This is a genomic window from Verrucosispora sp. SN26_14.1 (assembly GCF_004307965.1).
In the GTDB taxonomy this organism is placed as follows: domain Bacteria; phylum Actinomycetota; class Actinomycetes; order Mycobacteriales; family Micromonosporaceae; genus Micromonospora.
The window spans coordinates 1-16,308 of the sequence record NZ_SISL01000099.1; the positions used below are offsets into that span (position 1 = coordinate 1).

A 16,308-nucleotide genomic window follows, 5' to 3' on the forward strand; every position below is an offset into this window, starting at 1 on the left:
TCCGGCAAGGCGGAGTCGGGCCTGGATACCGGTGTTGTATCCAGGCCCGACTCCCACGCCGCCGGTCGTCGTCTGGACCCGGCGCGGCCCGGTGAACGTTCCTGGACACCGCACTAGGCCTGGCGGTCAGCCCGCCGGGGCGCGGTCGCGGAACGTGGTGCGGTAGGTGTGCGGGGTGGCGCCGACCCGGCGGGTGAAGTGGTGCCGCAGGGCGGCGGCGTCCCCGAAGCCGGCCTGCTCGGCGACCGCCTCCACCGACAGCCCGGTGTCCTCCAGCAGACGCCGGGCCAGCAGCACCCGCTGGCCGGTCAGCCAGTCGTGCGGGGTCGTGCCGGTCTCCGCGCGGAACCGGCGGGCGAAGGTCCGGGGCGCCATGCCCGCGCGGGCGGCCAACTCGTCGACGGTGAACTGCTGGTCGAGCCGTTCCATCAGCCACTCCAGCACCGGTTCCAGGGTGGGTGCCTCCGGTGCCTTCGGGATCGGCGCCTCGATGTACTGCGCCTGGCCGCCGTCGCGGTGCGGCGGCACCACCATCCGTCGGGCCAGCCGGGTGGCGACGGCCGAGCCGTGCTCCTGGCGTACCAGGTGCAGGCAGGCGTCGATGCCGGCGGCGGTGCCGGCGCTGGTGAGCAGCCGGCCGTCCTGCACGTAGAGCGAGTTGCAGCGGACCCGCGCACTCGGATTGCGGCGCTGCAACTCGTCGACGTGCCGCCAGTGCGTGGTGCACTCCCGGCCGTCGAGCAGCCCGGCCTCACCCAGCAGGTACGCCCCGGTGCAGACGCTGAACAGGTGTGCCCCCCGGTCGGCGGCCCGCCGCAGCGCCTCGCGCACCTCGGCGGGCGCTTCGGTGCCGTGGTGCGCCGGCACGGCCACCAGGTCGGCCCGGTCGATCGAGTCGAGGTCGGCGGTGGGCACCAGGCCGAAACCCGCGGTGGTACGCACCGGTGCGCCCTGCGGGCTGCACAGGTCGAACCGGTAGCCGGGCAGGCCGTCGGCGGTGCGGTCGGTGCCGAAGACCTCGGCGAGCACGCCGACTTCGAACGGGGCGACGCCGTCCAGGGTGAGTACCGCGACCGAGCGGAGCATGTGACGAGGGTAACCCGGGGGGTGGCAGAAAATCGAGGGTGAGTGGCATTCCTGCCACTGTCCGGCGATCGGCGGGACCCGCAGACTGGTGTCAGCCCGGTGCACCGGCGGCGAGATCACCAGAAACCAGATGAAAGCGAGCGCCGCCATGGGACTTCTCTTCTTCCTCGTGTTCTTCCTGCTCCTCGCTCTGCTCTCGGCCGTCGGGCTGACCGCGGACAGCCGCGACTCGGCCGACTGGAAGCCGTCCGACGGTGGCCACCGCTGGCGGTCCCACCCGTACTGATGCGGTTCGTGCCCTTCGTCGGAAAGATCCGGGCCGGGGTCGCCCCGAAAGAGGCGGCCCCGCCGACGGCGAACCCGGGGCGTACGGCAGGCTAGGACCATGGCTGACGGCTCCTGGTACGACGCCGACATCGACCACGTGATCATTTCGGAGGCGCAGATCCGCGAGAAGACCGCGGAACTGGCCAAGCAGGTCTCCGCGGACTACGCCCACGTCACCGACGGGCTGCTGCTCGTCTGCGTACTCAAGGGCGCGGTCATGTTCATGGCCGACTTCGCCCGGGCGCTGGGCCGCCAGGGCCCCCCCGCCGAGCTGGACTTCATGGCCATCTCCTCCTACGGCCAGGGCACCACCTCCTCCGGGGTGGTCCGGATCCTCAAGGACCTCGACCGGGACATCGCCGGCCGGCACGTCGTCGTGGTGGAGGACATCGTCGACTCCGGCCTGACCCTGTCCTGGCTGCTGCGCTACCTGGAGTCCCGGTCGGCGGCGAGCGTCGAGGTGGTCGCGCTGTTCCGCAAGCCGGACGCGGTCAAGGTGACGGTGCCGGTGAAGTACGTCGGCTTCGACATCCCGACCGAGTTCGTCGTCGGGTACGGCCTGGACTTCGGTGAGCGATACCGCGAGCTGCCGTACGTCGGCGTGCTCAAGCCGGAGGTGTACGCCCGCTCCTGACCTCGGTTCCGGCCGGGACGGCACCGAGGTCCGATGCCGCCGGTCCGGTCGACGTTCAGCCGACTTTCAGCTGGTCGGGCTACCGTGGACTCCGGTGACGGTGGAATCCGCTCTCCGTCACGCCGGTCGACATCCGGTTCGCCGTACGCGTAAGTGCTGGGCTCGCCAGCTCAGATCGGTCGCGTACGGTGTACCGTCGAATGACCGTGGTGCGACAATTCGCGCCCCGGGGTCGAGGCCGGCCCGCACGGCGGCTCCGGCAGCCGCCCAAGCGGCGACACCCACAGTCGGTCAGGACGTCGATCAGGAGGATGCGGGCGTCTCGGCGCTCGACATACAGCATGGAACGTACGCGTTTCTTCCGCCGACCGGTGTTCTGGGTCATCCTGGTCATCCTCGGCGCCGTCGTGCTCAGTCAGCTGTTCACCGGTGGACCCAGCTACCACCGCGTGGACACCTCAGTCGCGCTCGACCAGCTCAACAAGGGCGGTATCGAGAAGGTCGTCTTCCAGGACAAGGAACAGACGATCCAGCTGGACCTGGCCGAAGAGGCCGAGTTCGGCGAGACGAAGACCAAGCTGATCGAGGCCCAGTTCCCGTACGAGGTCGGCAACGAGGTCTGGAACCAGGTCCTCGACGCCAAGGCCAACAACCGGGTCACCGGGCCGGCCGACACCGAGGTGTCGTCCGACAGCATCTGGGTCAGCCTGCTGGTCAACCTGCTCCCCATCGTGCTGCTCGTGTTGCTGCTGCTGTTCTTCATGTCGCAGATGCAGGGCGGCGGCTCCCGGGTGCTCAACTTCGGCAAGTCCAAGGCGAAGATGATCACCAAGGACACCCCGAAGACGACCTTCGCGGACGTCGCGGGCTCCGAGGAGGCCGTCGAGGAACTGCACGAGATCAAGGACTTCCTGCAGAACCCGGCGAAATACCAGGCGCTGGGTGCCAAGATCCCGAAGGGCGTACTCCTCTTCGGGCCGCCCGGAACCGGTAAGACGCTGCTCGCCCGGGCGGTCGCCGGTGAGGCGGGGGTACCCTTCTACTCGATCTCCGGCTCCGACTTCGTGGAGATGTTCGTCGGCGTCGGCGCCAGCCGGGTCCGCGACCTGTTCGAGCAGGCCAAGGCCAACGCCCCCGCGATCGTCTTCGTCGACGAGATCGACGCCGTCGGTCGCCACCGTGGCGCCGGCATGGGCGGCGGGCACGACGAGCGTGAGCAGACCCTGAACCAGCTCCTCGTCGAGATGGACGGCTTCGACGTCAAGGGCGGCGTCATCCTGATCGCCGCCACCAACCGGCCGGACATCCTCGACCCCGCGCTGCTGCGTCCGGGCCGGTTCGACCGGCAGATCCCGGTCGACGCCCCCGACATGGAGGGCCGCAAGGCCATCCTGCGGGTGCACGCCAAGGGCAAGCCCTTCACGCCCGACGTCGACCTCGACTCGGTGGCCAAGCGGACGCCGGGCTTCAGCGGCGCCGACCTGGCCAACGTGATCAACGAGGCGGCCCTGCTGACCGCCCGCAAGGACCAGCGGGCGATCAGCAACGAGTCGCTGGAGGAGTCGATCGACCGGGTGATCGCCGGCCCGCAGCGCCGGACCCGGGTGATGGGCGACCAGGAGAAGAAGATCACCGCGTACCACGAGGGTGGTCACGCGCTGGTCGCCTGGGCCCTGCCGCACGCCGCGCCGGTGCACAAGGTGACGATCCTGTCGCGCGGTCGCTCGCTGGGGCACACGCTGGTGCTGCCCACCGAGGACAAGTACACCCAGACCCGTGCCGAGATGATCGACACCCTGGCGTACGCGCTGGGCGGCCGGGCCGCAGAGGAACTCGTCTTCCACGAGCCCACCACCGGTGCCGGCAACGACATCGAGAAGGCCACCGCACTGGCCCGGGCGATGATCACGCAGTACGGCATGAGCTCCAAGCTCGGTGCGATCAAGTACGGCACCAGCGGGGACGAGCCGTTCCTCGGTCGCAACATGGGCCACGAGCGGGACTACTCCGACTCCGTCGCCGCCGAGATCGACGGCGAGATGCGGGCGCTGATCGAACTGGCCCACGACGAGGCCTGGGAGATCCTGGTCGAGTACCGGGACGTCCTGGACAACATCGTGCTCGAGCTGATGGAGAAGGAAACCCTCTCCACCGCCGACATGGCCCGGATCTGTTCCCGGGTGGTGAAGCGTCCGCCGATGGCGCCGTACAACGGCTTCGGCAAACGGCAGCCCTCCACCGAGCCGCCCGTGCTCACCCCGGCCGAGAAGGACGCGCTCAAGGTGCAGGCCGAGGCCGACGGCGCCCAGGCCACCACGGTCGGTGGCGTCAGCTCGAACAACTCGGACGGCCCGCACTGAGCACCGACGACACGGCGGCCGGTCCCCAGCAACGGGGATCGGCCGCCTCCGCAACCGAGCCCGACATCGACGATCTCGACGACCTCGACTACATCGCCGCCCGGCTGGTCAACGGCCGGCTCACCGGCCGCCCGGTCGAGGACACCATGGACCTCGGCCGGATCGAGAAGGCGGTCCGCGAGATCCTGATCGCGGTCGGCGAGGACCCGGACCGCGACGGCCTCCAGCAGACCCCGGCGCGGGTCGCCCGGGCGTACGCCGAACTCTTCGCCGGCCTGCGGGTGGACCCGGCCACGGTGCTCACCACCACCTTCGAGGCCAACCACGAGGAACTCGTGCTGGTCCGGGACATCGACGTGATGAGCCTCTGTGAGCACCACCTGCTGCCGTTCCGGGGCAGCGCGCACATCGGCTACATCCCCGGGCCCGACGGTCGGATCACCGGCCTGTCCAAACTGGCCCGGCTGGTCGAGGTCTTCGCACGACGCCCGCAGGTGCAGGAGCGACTCACCTCCCAGATCGCCGACCTGCTGATGGAGCGGCTGGCGCCACGGGGCGTGGTGGTCGTGCTGGAGTGCGAACACATGTGCATGGCCATGCGCGGCATCCAGAAGTCGGGCGCCAAGACGATCACCTCGGCGGTGCGCGGCACCCTGCAACGGGACGCCAAGTCCCGCGCCGAGGCGATGGCGCTGATCATCCCGCGCTGAGCGGCTCGACCGGGACGCCCCACCACGGGGACCGCGCCCGGCCCGGGCCGCTCAGGCGGCCAGCATCGCCAGGACGATCCCGGCGGTGGTCAGCACCGCCGGGACCAGGCAGGTCAACGCACCGAACCGGGACGTCCGGTCCACCCGTTCGCCCGGCCGGGACGGGAAGAGCCGCCCCACCGCCAGCCACCCCACCCCGAACGCCACCGCCGGTGCCGGCAGGCCGACCACCAGCGTCAACACCGTCACCGCGTCGCTCCCGGCGACCAGGTACGCCACGATCTGGAGCAGCGGCACCAACAATGCCAACGGCCCGTACACCAGCAGGTTGCGCGGTCGGGCCGGCCAGGGGGCCGCGCCCGGCAGGCCCCGGGCCGCGAGCACGTCGTCCGCACCGTGCGCCCAGCGGTTCGCCTCCCGTAACGCGGCCAGCACCGCGCCCGACCCGCCGGTCATCGTGCGGGTCGCCTCGGTCAGCTCCGGCGGCGCGGGCACCAGCGACATCGGCGGTACGCCCGCCTCCCGCAGTTGGGCCTCCTGCGGCGCCAACCGGGTACGCACCGCCGCCAACTCCTCGCGGGCCGCCTGGACCGTCCGCGCCTGCTCGCTCGCGGCGGTCGCCGCGTCCCGGCGTACCCCGTCGAGCTGACGGGTCGCGGCCAGATAGTCGGCCCACGCCGCAGCCACCGGGTCCGAGGAACCGGACGGCGACGTCCCGCCGGTCCGCTGCCGCACCGGCCCGGCGGCCGTGACCGACGATCCGCTTCCCGTCACGCCGCCTCCCCGTCCACGTCATCCGGCACGTCGTACGGCACCAGCACCAGTCCGCGCTCGACCGGGCCGTCCCAGAGGACCACCCGCCCGGGCCGGGGCCGCCACTCCACCGGCCGACCGAACACCGGCGTGAGCTGCGCCCCCGGCACACCCGCCACCGCCACCGCGCTCAGCTTGTCGACCGTCTCCTCCGGGCCCAGCAGCGCCGCGAACGACGGCACCGTGCGCCACCAGCCGAGCAGATGCTGCCCCGCCGGCGGGCCGTCCCGCAGCAGCATCCGCAGCCGCTCCGGGGGCAACTGCTCCGGCGGCGCCACGTCCAGCCCGAACACCACCAGGTAGGCGGGCTGCCCGGCGTCGACGACCGCGAGCAGCCCGGCCAGGTCCACCGTCTCCACCGGATGCCGCTGCGCCAACTCCCGCGCCAGATCCTCCGCCGACGACCGCGACTCGGAGTCCGGTACGGCGATCACGAAGCGTGCCGTCCCCGGCGGGTGGTGCGCCGCCGTGCTCCGAGCGGCCGTGGCCAGCAGCCGGGTCGCCTCCGGTCGCGGCCCGAGAACGGCGAGGTTGCGTCCGGCGACCGGACCGAGCGACACGGCCACCGTGCTCCGTGCCACGTCCACCGCCCGCCCGAGCAGCGCCGCCGGCGCCAGCGCCTGCCCGGACTCGGCGGACCGGTGTCGTGGATCGTTGCGCAACGAGGGGTACGCGTACCCGGCGAAGACCACCGGCGGGACGCTGCCCTCCGGACGCGCCTGCCAGAGACGGTGCCGTAGGCCCTCCACGACGGCCGGTTCGTCCTGCGGATCGGGGAACCGGACCATCCGCTCGTGACCCCGGATCGCGCCACGCGGGCCACCGAGACCCCCGGCGGTGTTCACCACGGCACTGCCCACCGGCAGCCCGGCCGCCGAGTCGTTGGTCGGCTCCAGCACCGGCCCGCCCCCCGGCAGCGCCACCCGCACCGGGAACTGACCGAGCAGCGAATCCCGCTGTCCACCGTCGCGTACGCCCAACCCCAGGTCACCCTCACCGGACAACACCAGATGCACCCCGTACGCCCGGCCCGCCCTGGTCAACGAGTCCAACCGGGCCACCACGTCGGCGGCCAACCGGTCCCCCTCGGCGAAGAGCAGCGGCAGGTTCTCCACCACGCAGACCACCCGGGGCAGCCGGCGGTGTCGCCGCAGCTCGGCGAAGCGTTGACCGCCCGCGCGGGCCGCCGCCTCGGACCGCCGCTGCACCTCCGCCGCCAACTGCTCCAGCAGGTCCAGCACGTACTCGCGGTCGGCCGCCATCGCCGCAGCGCGAACCTGGGGAATCCAGGACCGGTCCCGCTCGGTCTGCAGGAACTCCGCGAAGGACTCGCCGGCACCGAGGTCGACCAGATACAGCTCCAGCTCCTCCGGGCCGTACCGGGCGGCGAGACCCAGCAACGCCGTGGTCAGGAACGTGGCCCGGCAGACCCGGGACCGGCCGCTGACCAGCCAGTGTGGCGTCAACTCGGTGAAGCCGAGGAGCACCGGACGCCCACCCGCGTCCCCGACCGTGGTGCTCAGCCCGTCGGTCGCGTCCGCCTGCCACCACTCGTCGGTGTCCGGCGGCAGCAGGCCCGACAGGGAGAGTCGGGTGCCGGCCTCGATCTGGGCGGCGATTCGACGGCAGACGGAGTCGACCAGCTCGGCCGGTGGATCCGGCTCGACGAACACCGGCGAGTTCAAGCCACCCGGCGAGCCCGTGCCCGCGCTGGCGAAAGGCGCCCCGGGAGGATCGCCCAGCAGCGCGTACGCGGTGCGGACCGAGAGTGCCGTGGCCCGGGGCAGCGGATCCCGCCCAGCCGCCGGCCACCCGGCCACCACCAGGTGCAGCCCGGCGGCAGGTCCCTGCTCGGCAAGCGCCTCGATCCGCGTCAGGTCGGTCGCCTCGATCTCGTCCGGGAGAGTGGCGACCACCAGCACCATCGAGCGGTCGTGCCGGCGGGTACCCGAGGCCCCCGGCGCCACCCACCGCTCCGCCTCGGTCAACACCGTCCGCAGGCCGTCGGTGTCCGTGGCCGGGGGCGAGAGCACCCCGGCGTCGCCGAGCGCCCCGAACGGCCCGAGTACCCCACCCGTCGCGTCCACCGCCCGGACCAGCAGCGCCCCCGCCGGTGTCGCCGCCACCAACCGCAGGAGTACGGCCCGCAGCAGCCCGGCCACCCGGGGATCGTGCGCGTCGACGTCGACGGCCAGATGCCCGGCGCCGACGAGCGGGACCAGCGCGGGGAAACGGGCGTCGTCCAGCGGCGCGGCGGTACCCACCCGGACGAAGGGCGGTGGCCCCTCCCCGGCGGGACAGGTCGGTGCGACCGCGTCCAGCGCGGTGCCGGCCCAGCCGGGCGCGAGAACCTGCGCGGCGCCCCGTAGTCGCTCGGCGAGCGCGTACTGCCGACGCTGATCGGCGGGAGCGGGACGGGTCTCGTCGAGGACGGCAGCCGCCGCCGTGACCGTCGCGGCGGCTCGGCGGTGCAGCGCGGCGGCGCGGAGCGTCCGTGCCTTCGGACCGCCCACCGCGTCCACCTCCTCCGCCCGAGGTCGGCACCACGTCCCGGGCAGAGACGACGGTATCCCAGTCGCGGCTCCTTCTCGGGGATGCGTGGCACCACAGCGCCGGTGTTGTCGTGGATCTCACCGGTCGCCAGTGGTCCGTCACGATCTGCTGAATCTGGGGCATTGGGTCCACAGCGTCCAGCCGATAGCCTCAGGGGGTGGAATCAGTGCCGCCCCCCGCCGGTTCCCAGGTCTCCCGCGTACCGGCGCAACGGACCCCGCCGCAGGAGGATCTGGCGCCGCCCTCGACCGCGCCGGCGCCACCCCAGCCTCGGCGGCGGCTGCGGAAGGTCCTGATGGTGATCACCGGAGCCGTGGCGGCGCTCTGCCTGGCGGGCGGGATCACCGGCTTCGTCCTGTACGACCGCGCCACCGCCCCCGACCGGGGCACACCAACGGTGGTAGTGGACAGTTATCTGCGGGCGTTTCTGATCGACGAGAACGAAGTGCGAGCCGATCTTCTCACCTGCGAGAGGAATGCGGACCTGGAGCAGCTTCGCCAACTGAGGAGCGACCTAGAAGCCCGAGAGGAACGCTTCGGGGTCAGCATCATGGTTAGTTGGGGGAATCCACAAGCGCAGCAGGGCAGTGATACAGCCCAGGTTCGAGTGGATCTCTTGTTCTCGGCCCGTGTAGATGGTGTTCGACAAAACGACCGCCAGACATGGGTCTTTACAACGAGGCTTGGGAACGACTGGCGTGTGTGCTCCGCGACGATGGAAGGCTAGAACTTCTATTCGACCCACAGCAGGTGCACAGGGACCTCCAGTGTGGTCGGTGACTGACCGCGCCAGGCCCAGCGATACCACTCCAACTCGGGTGTGACCCGTACGCAGATGTCGCCCTCGGCACCGGAGTAGGTCTCGGTGACCGCGCGCAGGTCGCGGTGCTCGACGCCGTCGACCATGTGCACGACGCGCCGGCCGGTGACCGCATCCGCCTCGAAGACCGGGGTGGGTGCCCGGTGGGCGGGTGCGTCCAGTGAGACGAGCCGCAGCCCGCTCTCCTCGACGGGGATGGTCCGTGGTGAGCTCACCGTCTCGACCCAGACCCGCTCGACCGGCACCAGTGGTGCGAAGACCTCCACCTGTTCGGACTCGGCGCGGTACCACTCGTGTTCGGGAATGACCGGCACGAAGGTGCGGCTGTTCTGCACCACCCGCTCGTCGGCCCGCAGGTCGGTGCGCCACCCGAGGCCGGGCAGCCCGACCAGGACCCGTTGGCCGCGCAGGTCGACGCGGCTGGTGGCGGGCACGATCTCGATCGGGCGGGGTGGTCGTGGCGCCCAGTCCGGCTGGTCGGCGAAGGGGTCGGGAAGGGGTCCTGTCATGACGGCGGGTGTCTCACCCCGCGCCCTTGAGCGGTGCGCCCTTGGCGCGCATGAAGGGCACCGGGTCGATGGCGCCCCGGCTGCTGCGGTCTCCGTCGACGTGCACCTCGAAGTGCAGGTGCGGCCCGGAGGAGTTGCCGCTGCTGCCCACCTCGCCGATCACCTCACCGGCCTGCACGGTGTCACCCACCTGGACGCGGGGACGACTGACCAGGTGACAGTAGCGGGTGATGACATCCTGGGCGTGCAGCACGTCCACGAACCAGCCGCAGCCGCCCTTGTTCGGCCAACCGTCCACGTTGCAGCTGAGTCGCCCGCGCGAGTCCGGGTCGCAGCGGGAGACGATGACCCGGCCGGTGGCCGCGACTCTGATCAGGGTGCCCTTCGGCGCGGCGATGTCCACCCCGTTGTGCCCGGGGCGGCTGGCCGTCTGGAAGCCGGAGCCCACGCCGCCGGGGATGGGCGCGGTCCAGCCGGAGGCGGCGATGTCACCCGACGCGGCCGCGTCGCACACCTGTTGGCCGGCGATCAGCGCCGTCCGGGCGGCACCACCGGCGAGCGCGTCGACGATGCGTGAGGCGAGTTCCTCGTGCTTCGCGTACGCGTCGGGAAAGGCGCTGATCTGGACCCGCTGGGCGGCCACGGTCAGCGGCAGCTTCTCCCAGTCGGGTACGTCCACGAGCTTCTCGTAGAACTTGCGGGACGCGTACGCCGGATTCATCCGCTGCCGGACCGACCCCCACGAGGCGCGCTGCTGGAACAGGCCGACCGAGTCATGGTCGGCGCCGACGCCCTCGTTGGGGATGTCGTTCGACTCGGCGACGGTGCGGTTGGCCAGGTTGAGCAGCCGCGACTCCTGCATCGCGGTCGCCACGGCGACCACCCAGCCCCGCGCCGGCACCTTCATGTCCTGGCCGACCTTGATGATTGCTGCGGCGTTGCGCATCTGCCGTTCCCCGTAATCGGAGAACCGGGGCATCTTGCCCGTGACGTCGACCGTGAAGTCCCCGGTGCACTCCATGCTGACCGGGTCGATCTGCTCGGCGGACTCGCCACCCAACTCGGTGAGGAAGAAGGCACCGGCCCCACCAGTGCAGCACAGTAAGGCGAGCGCGGCGGTGAGCGCCGCAGCGAGTGCGCCCACCCGCACCGGCTGCCGACGAGGACTGCTCTCGCTGCTCATGACCGCACTCCGCTTCGCTTCGTGCCGTCATGAGGCACCACCGTACTGCGATGATGATTCGCTTGCTGCCGCTCGCTCATGACTGCACTCCGCTTCGCTTCGTGCCGTCATGAGGCACTACCGCACTGCGATGATGATTCGCTCGCTGCCGCTCGCTCATGCGCGCTCCCAGTCCACGGCGTCCACCAACCATCGTCCGTCCGGCGCTACCAACTCGAGTCGGAGTCGCCCCGTGTCGAGTGTGACCAGCGCCTCCACGAAGGTCTCCCCTCGAGCGCGCACGGTCACCTCGGTCGGCTTTCCCGTGGGCACGCCGGCGGGATCCGCGCCGGCGAGCTTGTCGAGAAGAGCCGGAGTGGCGAACGGGCGCAACTCCTGACGCCACTGCTCCGCAGATTGGCCCGGTTGCCCCAGCCAGGCAGTCGTGAAGCGTTCCGCGATCCGCTCCGGTGTGGGCTCGCCGGGGCGGGTGACCGGCGATGGCGTCGTGGTCGTCGAGATCGCACCGTCGTCGCCGGTGGTCGGGTGCACCGTGGTGATCGGTGCCGGAGGGCGATTGCTCAACCCGGTGGAGTCGTCCGGACCGGAGATCACCCGGGCCGCCCCGACCACGCCGAGCACCAGGACGGCGATGCCGAGCGCGACGCCGAGCCGGGACCGTAACAACCGGGTGAAGACGAACTCGATGGCACGTCGCACGACACTCACCGGGCCTCGGAGCGAACCCGCGGCGTCACCTTCTCGGGCGCGCGCTCGGCTGAGCCCGGACGGTAGATGGCGAAGGACGGGTTCTCCTCGGGTACGTCCGGCGCCGTCCAGGAGGCGGGCTGACGACGGCGCGGTCGCGGCGCGGAGGGCCGGCCCTCGGGGCGCGGTTCGTCTGCCGGGGGAGGCGTGCCCTTCGGCTCACGACCGTCCGGGCGTTGCGGAGCATCCGGACGCTGCGGTGCCGCCGAACCTCCGGTGGGAACCGGATCCGGCCGGGCCTCCGGACGTACCTTCGGCTGTTCCGGCACCAGGCCTCGGCGCCGTCCCATGCCGGGTTCCGTGGTCCCACCGGGCTCCGCCACATCGAGCCGGGCGGCGGTACGCATGTCCCGGAAGAACCGTCGGTGCCAGGAGCCGGCGGAACTGACCGCCGCACTGCTGTCCTTGCCGCCCAGTTGGGTGATCCGCCGGTAGGGGCGCAGCAGCAGCCAGCCGACCACTCCGCACAGCCAGACCAGGACCACCTGCAGCCAGCCCGGCAGCGTGGCGGTGCTCATGATGAGGTCGACGGCGAAGAGATAGATGGCGGCACCGGTGCCGAAGATCGCGATGTTGAAGAGGGCCGCCACCACCGCGTTGCCGAGCCGTCGTAGCCCGGCGCTGGCCGGTCGGAGCAAGCCGATCGTGCCCAGGATCGGCGCGGCGATGACCGCCCACCGGAAGATCAGGAAGCCGAGCAGGACGAGCAGCGACGCGGTCAGGTCGAACATCGCGAAGAGCAGGGCGGCCAGTACGGCGATGAAACCCGCACCGACCCGGTCCATGTCCCGGACGCCCTGCAGGTACTCGAACGCCTCCGGGTCCTCCCGCTCGATCTGCGCCGCGACGGTCATCCACTGCTGCTTCTTTGCGCTAATGGTGGCATCACGAAGTTGTGGGCTAGCCCTCAACTTCTCTGCTTCTTCCCACGAGAGCGATTTAGCATCGTATAACGCTTCGCCGTATTTACGTGCAGTTTCACTGTCTGCTGAGCCGAGTACGCCACGGAGCCAGTTGCGGTAAAGCAGTGCTTCTGTCGCCGTATCGCTTGCCCGGACAGCGGGTGGCCGCTTGTCGACGCAAGCATCCGGGTTTGGCATTACGCATTTCTCAGGAGGAATGGTCTCCGCTGCCGGCCCAACGGCATTATGCACAATGCCGAGAGTGGAAACCAATGCGCCGTCGGCGAGGTTGGCGGACTTGACGGGCCAGGCGGCCAACGCGGTCACCGCGATCATTACCACCAGTGCCCACCCCGCCGTGGTCATGGCGGTGCTCATGTCGGACTGGCGGGACCGCCAGAGCAGGTAGAGCCCCACGACACAGAGCGTGACGATGCCGAAGACGCTGAACACCTTCTGGTAGATCGCCTTGGTCGCCTGATCCACCAGGGGGTCGGCCCAGCCCCACATCGTCCCTGGTTCCCAGGCGCGCTCGCGCAGGGCGTTCGAGGCGCCGATGATCGCCGTTGCCATCATGAACTCACCGTTGGCGACGGTGTTGGTGAACTTGTAATCCGGGTGCAGCAACGTGGTGGCGCAGCCGGACTCCACTTTATACGTGCTATAGCTGTAGCCAGCGTAGCCATAGTTGCTGTAATAGTCGCCCGAACCACGCATCGTGTTTGTTGTAGGTCTTGCAGCGAACCAGCCGGCGATGCCGGAGTCCGGTGCGGTCGGGGTCGGGGGGTTCAGGCAGGTGGCCTCCGACTCCGCGACCTGCTGGAGCTTGGCGACGCAGGCCCGGAAGTCGACCTGCCACTCCTGCACCGTGCAGAGGTCGGTGGGTGCCTGGTACGCGACCGGGGCGGCGTACGCGGGTGTGGCGGTGAGCCCGGGCCAACTGATCGTGGCCACGGCGAGGACGCCGAGTGCCAGGAGGAACGCCGTGATCCTTGCCCGGGCCCTCGCCATGTCACGCCTCCATGTCAGGCAGGACGGTAGGTAACACCCCTGCGGCGGCGGCGATGGCGGCGGGGGTGGTGTCGAGGTGACTTAGCAGTCCGTCCACGTAGGAGACGTCGACGCGGACCTTCTGCACCCGGCCGTCCACGTCGCGCATGACGAACTCACGGAAGCCGAGCCGGTGGGCGGAGGTCGCGTCGGCGGTGGAGAGTGAGGCGAGGGTCGCCTCGTACCCGTCGTCCACCGGGACGCGCAGCAGCCGGAGCGCCTCGGAGGCGATCTCGGCGTCCTCGGCGATCCGGCCGACGAAGACGGTGGAGACGAGGTTCTGCACGTCGAGGCCGAGGATGTCCTTTGGATTCTGAGAGGCGACCAGCGCGGCGAGGTTCCACTTGCGGGAGTCGCGGGCGAGCCGGACCAGGAAGGACCGGCCGGAGCGCCACCCTTCCATGAAGTGTGCCTCGTCCAGGCCCACGAGCTTGCGGGACGACATCGAGCCGCCGTAGCAGCGGCGTACCGCCAGTCGGTGCGCGGTGTGCAGCATCGGCAGCGCCAACGCCTCCTCGGCCGACCAGTACTCGCGTTCGATCTTGAGGTCGGGCAGCCGCAGGCCGGCCATGGTGATCACGGTGAGTGCCGCGTCCGCCCCGAGCAGCCCCTCCGGCGGCCGGCCGAAGAAGAGCATGGCCAGCGGCATCTCGGCGGTGTCCAGCAGCAGGTTGGCCAGTTCCCGGCCGGCGTCGTCGTCGAGCTGCCCGAGGCAGGTGACCACGTCGTCCAGCGTCGAGGTCTCCTCGGCCGGCACCTGGCGTACGGCGTGCCGGAACAGGGTGGCGGTGGACGCCTCGCGGGCCACCTGCGGCGGCACCAGCATCATGCAGATGTCCTGCACCAGCATCCGACGCTCGGCCCGGGCGTTGGAGACCGCGATCTCGAACTCGCGGTCGCCGGACGCACCGCTGCTGAACTCGCTGCGCAGCGGCGTCGGGATCAGCGAGTAGGGCGCGAGGGTGCCGTGCTCGGAGCCGGTCAGGTTGAGCACCCGAGAGTACGGGCGCAGCTCCGGCATCGCGCAGAGCCGGGCCAGCGGGCCGGACGGGTCGAGCAGCGTGACCTGCACACCGCGTCGTGCGGCGAGGTAGCCCAGGGCACCGAGCAGGGTCGACTTGCCACCGCCCGGCTCGGCCACGAAGACCGCGAGCCCGGAGCGTTCGCGGACCTCCATCGGGAAGTGCAGGTCGAGGAAGACCGGCCGGCGGCAGGTGCCCGCGGTACGCCCGATCAGGTCGCCCCGGCGGTCGCCGACCGTCGACGCGGCCTGGGGCAGCGCCGCCGCCAGGAGGTGGACCGGCATCCGTCGGACGTACCCGGTGTTGGCGATCGGCTCGCCGGGGATGAACTCGCGGGCCAGCCAGTCCTGGTTCTTCGGGTGCTGGAGGGAGACGCGCAACTCGCGCGAGTAGAGCTGGATCAGCCGCCGGGCCCGCTCCAGGCACTCCTCCCGGGTACGCCCACCGACGGCGAGTCGGTGCCAGCCGTGCGCCCGGGCGGAGTCGACCGGCAGCCCGGTGGTCATCTCGTCACCGATCACCAGGGCGCGCTTGGCCAGGCGTTCCAGCTCGGGCGGGGCGTCGATGCCGTGCTCGGCGTAGTCGAGCTGCTGCGACCGGATCATCCGGAGCCGGTGCTCCAGGTTTCGGAAGGAGTCGCCGGAACCGAGGATGTCGACCCGGGTGGAGAGCTCCATGGGCCACGGCAGCCGCTCGTGGAAGTGCAGCCAGGGCTCGTGCCGCTCGGGGATCTCCAGCGGCTCCATCCGGCCGACGGCGAGCACCGCCACGTGCCGTTCCTCGCCGGTCATCCGGTTGACCAGCTTTACCGTCGAACCGTACGGCGTGCGGTAGCGCTCGACCTGCTCGGTGAGGGCCAGCAGGTCACCGCGTTCCCAGCGCCCGTCGGTGATGGGCGAGAGCGCACCGGGCGGCGCCATGCAGAGCGCCACCGAACGGTACAGCAGCCATTCCATCTCCTGTGAGGTGACCCGGCGGCCACGCATGCCGAACGCGCCCAGAACCTCGTCGAACTGTTCGACGGTGCGTCCGAGCTTGCGGCGTTCGCCTTCGGCCACGCCTCGACCGAAGGTGCGCAGCACCCGTTCGGTGAGCGAGTCGCCGAGCGAGCGACGCGCGAAGGTGACGCCGAGGTAGGTCTGCCCCTCGGCGTGGTTGACCGAGAGCAGGTGCCGCTGCGCCGCGACCAGGTGATCGGCCCAGCCGGGGGTGCCGGGAACGTCCGGCAACGGGGAGGCGGTGTTTCCGTCGATGGTGCGGGCCCATTCGTCGGCCGGGAAGGGCCGGCTGGTGCGCCGCAGGTGCAGCCGGAATCCGGCCAGGCCGGCGTACTGCTCGGAGATGGCCGAGAGCAGGGCTTCCCGCTCCGCGTCCGGCCGGAACGCCCAGCGCACCTCCGGTAGCCAGTACCAGGCGGTGACCGTGTTGGGGGTGAAGGTCAGGTGACCGGCGATCTCGGTGATGGCCAGTTCGACCGCCGGGTCCCGGTCGCCGAACTTGATCTTCGGCGCGCGGACGCGGGCCGGTTTCACCGGACGGTCCCGCCGCTCCACGGAGCGTTGCCGGGGTGCGGCGGTCGTCCGGGCGGCGGG

At 71.0% G+C, this 16,308-nt stretch carries 13 protein-coding genes; 5 read left to right on the forward strand and 8 right to left on the reverse strand.

Annotated features, from left to right (window positions below):
* Positions 1-126 precede the first annotated feature (126 nt).
* Positions 127-1,086 carry a GlxA family transcriptional regulator gene (locus tag EYA84_RS12040; protein WP_131053126.1) on the reverse strand — a complete coding sequence of 320 codons (960 nt, stop codon included), beginning with the start codon at positions 1,084-1,086 and terminating at the stop codon, positions 127-129.
* Positions 1,087-1,216: 130 nt separating this feature from the next.
* Here EYA84_RS12040 and EYA84_RS32450 point away from each other — a divergent pair, with 130 nt between their 5' ends.
* The 4 genes from EYA84_RS32450 to folE all read left to right on the forward strand — a co-directional run bounded on the left by EYA84_RS32450 (position 1,217) and on the right by folE (position 5,117).
* Complete coding sequence (locus tag EYA84_RS32450) at positions 1,217-1,372, forward strand: hypothetical protein (RefSeq protein WP_161594957.1); 156 nt, start codon at positions 1,217-1,219, stop codon at positions 1,370-1,372.
* A gap of 99 nt (positions 1,373-1,471) precedes the next feature.
* Entirely contained in the window at positions 1,472-2,047 is a 576-nt protein-coding gene (hpt, locus tag EYA84_RS12045) for a hypoxanthine phosphoribosyltransferase (protein ID WP_013736289.1), read from the forward strand.
* 341 nt (positions 2,048-2,388) lie between these two features.
* On the forward strand, positions 2,389-4,407 hold the full coding sequence (gene ftsH / locus EYA84_RS12050) for an ATP-dependent zinc metalloprotease FtsH (RefSeq protein ID WP_131053127.1): 2,019 nt from the start codon (positions 2,389-2,391) through the stop codon (positions 4,405-4,407).
* A gap of 92 nt (positions 4,408-4,499) precedes the next feature.
* Positions 4,500-5,117, forward strand: a complete 618-nt coding sequence (folE, locus tag EYA84_RS12055; RefSeq protein ID WP_131053128.1) for a GTP cyclohydrolase I FolE — start codon at positions 4,500-4,502, stop codon at positions 5,115-5,117.
* Positions 5,118-5,168: 51 nt separating this feature from the next.
* Here folE and EYA84_RS12060 read toward each other — a convergent pair whose 3' ends face one another.
* Together EYA84_RS12060 and EYA84_RS12065 are read right to left on the reverse strand one after the other, a co-directional pair.
* On the reverse strand, positions 5,169-5,891 hold the full coding sequence (locus EYA84_RS12060; protein WP_162854356.1) for a hypothetical protein: 723 nt from the start codon (positions 5,889-5,891) through the stop codon (positions 5,169-5,171).
* Positions 5,888-8,452 carry an FtsK/SpoIIIE domain-containing protein gene (locus tag EYA84_RS12065; protein WP_131053129.1) on the reverse strand — a complete coding sequence of 855 codons (2,565 nt, stop codon included), beginning with the start codon at positions 8,450-8,452 and terminating at the stop codon, positions 5,888-5,890. Before EYA84_RS12065 ends, EYA84_RS12060 begins: the two co-directional genes overlap by 4 nt.
* A 188-nt stretch (positions 8,453-8,640) precedes the next feature.
* Between EYA84_RS12065 and EYA84_RS12070 the strand changes: the two genes are divergently transcribed.
* Positions 8,641-9,210, forward strand: coding sequence for a hypothetical protein (locus EYA84_RS12070; RefSeq protein ID WP_394347562.1), 570 nt, complete (start codon positions 8,641-8,643; stop codon positions 9,208-9,210).
* A 5-nt stretch (positions 9,211-9,215) separates the two neighbouring features.
* Here the strand turns inward: EYA84_RS12070 and EYA84_RS12075 are convergent, their stop codons facing one another.
* The 5 genes from EYA84_RS12075 to EYA84_RS12095 form a co-directional block, all read right to left on the reverse strand.
* Positions 9,216-9,812 carry a hypothetical protein gene (locus tag EYA84_RS12075; RefSeq protein ID WP_131053130.1) on the reverse strand — a complete coding sequence of 199 codons (597 nt, stop codon included), beginning with the start codon at positions 9,810-9,812 and terminating at the stop codon, positions 9,216-9,218.
* A 13-nt stretch (positions 9,813-9,825) separates the two neighbouring features.
* Positions 9,826-10,995, reverse strand: coding sequence for a M23 family metallopeptidase (locus EYA84_RS12080; protein ID WP_131053131.1), 1,170 nt, complete (start codon positions 10,993-10,995; stop codon positions 9,826-9,828).
* 156 nt (positions 10,996-11,151) lie between these two features.
* A complete protein-coding gene (locus EYA84_RS12085; RefSeq protein ID WP_131053132.1) occupies positions 11,152-11,703 on the reverse strand; it encodes a hypothetical protein in 552 nt (183 codons plus the stop codon).
* Complete coding sequence (locus EYA84_RS12090) at positions 11,700-13,655, reverse strand: MFS transporter (RefSeq protein ID WP_131053133.1); 1,956 nt, start codon at positions 13,653-13,655, stop codon at positions 11,700-11,702. Before EYA84_RS12090 ends, EYA84_RS12085 begins: the two co-directional genes overlap by 4 nt.
* 1 nt (position 13,656) lies before the next feature.
* The coding region (locus tag EYA84_RS12095) for an ATP-binding protein (RefSeq protein ID WP_131053134.1) at positions 13,657-16,308 on the reverse strand (2,652 nt) is incomplete at its 5' end.